Source organism: Allobosea sp. P4_C6, assembly GCF_056402015.1.
The window spans coordinates 1-1,197 of sequence record NZ_JBFUIF010000257.1; the positions used below are offsets into that span (position 1 = coordinate 1).

Annotated in this window: 2 protein-coding genes; one reads left to right on the plus strand and one right to left on the minus strand. The window is 65.2% G+C overall.

The genetic code is table 11. The features are described 5' to 3' along the window. The coding region (locus tag AC1DVA_RS28450) for a hypothetical protein (RefSeq protein ID WP_476808136.1) at positions 1 to 185 on the plus strand (185 nt) is incomplete at its 5' end. A gap of 45 nt (positions 186 to 230) precedes the next feature. Here the strand turns inward: AC1DVA_RS28450 and AC1DVA_RS28455 are convergent. Beyond that, positions 231 to 1,197, minus strand: a 967-nt coding sequence (locus AC1DVA_RS28455; RefSeq protein WP_476808137.1) for a transposase, incomplete at its 5' end; no start/stop codon positions are given.

The window sequence follows — 1,197 nt, forward strand, 5'->3', positions numbered from 1 at the left end:
ATCCGTTTCGGCGGAGCGTCCGCCTTTTCGGCGTGACAATGTCGACGTTTGTGGCCGATGGCCCGCTCGACTTGGCCGCCCGGCCGCTTTCCGCACATGATCCAAAGTCGGCTTATGGCGCAACTCGCTCGGACCAGCTTCAAGCGCTTCTGGCCGATTGTGTTGAAGAAGTCGGTTCTGGGTAGGCTGCCGAGCGAGGCTAGGTGGTTTTGTGAGAGGGCGTTTCGCCCTCATGCCGGCAGTGGTGGCGCTCCCAATGGCATCAGCTTCGCCATTTTCCTGAGGTTTTGGGCGGTGGCGGCGAGGAGGAACTCGTCGCGGGCGCCGCATGGTCCTCGCAGCCGCAAGCGATCGAGCTTGAGGATGCGCTTCAGGTGCGCGAACAGCATCTCGACCTTCTTTCGTTCGCGTCGTGAGGTCACGTAGGCATCGGTGGCCGCGATGTCGCGCGCCATGTCGCGGGCGCCTTCGTGGATCGAGCGCAGAAGCTTGCGAGCAGGTTCCTTCGGACAGCAACGTGGCTTCATGGAACAGGCGTCGCAGTCGCGTTTGATCGCCCTGTAGCGCATGACGCCTTCAGGATCGATGCCGTCGCGCGGCACCGCGAAGGCCCGGCGGAACTGCCGAAGCTCCTTGCCGGCCGGGCAGATGTAGAGATCGCGTTCGTGATCATAGGCGAAGTCGGAGCGGCTGAAGGTGCCGTCCCGGCGCCGGGATTTGTCGAACACCGGGATATGCGGCTCGATCCCACGCTCGTGCACCAGCCAGGCGAGGTTCTCGGCCGAGCCACAGGCGGCGTCCGCGGCCAGCTTCTCGGGCCAGATGCCGAACCGATCTTGCGTGCGCTCGATCATGGTCCGCGCCGCGCCGACCTCGGCCTGCCGCACGGCCGTGGTCGCCTCCACGTCCATGATGACGGCGTGCTTCAGGTCGATCAGATAGTTCGTCGCATAGGCAAAGAAGGCCTGCCCGCCATGGGCTGCCGTCCAGCGTGCGGCCGGATCGGCCGGCGAGATGAACTTCGGTACCACCGGCGTCGCTGACCAACGGAACTCGGTGCCATCGGTCCACATGCGATGCATGATGACGGCGAGCCGGCGTGCGAGAGCAACCTTCGCGACCTTCACGCTGCCTCGCTTCGCCAGCCGCATCGCCCACGACCTCAGGGCCGACCAGGGACCGTGGTGGAAGAGAACG